Consider the following 385-nt stretch of genomic DNA (forward strand, 5'->3'; position numbering starts at 1 on the left):
CCGGATGGCCAATGCCAATACGCAGACGATGAAAATTTTTGTTGTTACCGAGTTTGGCAATAATATCACGCAGCCCATTCTGGCCACCGTGACCTCCGCCGGTTTTGAATCTGGCCTGACCCGGAGGCATATCCAGTTCATCGTGCACAATCAGAATCTCTTCCGGCTTAATTTTGTAGAAATTCGCCAGCGCCTGGACGGCCTGTCCGCTGAGATTCATAAATGTGGTGGGGATCAGTAACCAGCATTCCTGGCCACCAATAAAGCCTTTGCCACTGAGGCCGTGGAATTTTTTGTCCGGATTCAGACGAATGCCTTCACTGCGGGCCAGGTCTTCGACCAGCCATGCACCGGCATTGTGGCGGGTATTTTCATATTCTGCACC

1 protein-coding gene is annotated in these 385 nt (G+C 51.7%); it reads right to left on the reverse strand.

Going from position 1 to position 385, the window contains the following annotated elements:
* The coding region (pth, locus tag B2Z72_RS01370; protein WP_297004029.1) for an aminoacyl-tRNA hydrolase at nucleotides 1-385 on the reverse strand (385 nt) is incomplete at both ends.

Origin of the sequence: Thalassolituus sp. UBA6592, assembly GCF_002433655.1 — a bacterium.
In the GTDB taxonomy this organism is placed as follows: Bacteria; Pseudomonadota; Gammaproteobacteria; order Pseudomonadales; family Oceanobacteraceae; genus Venatoribacter.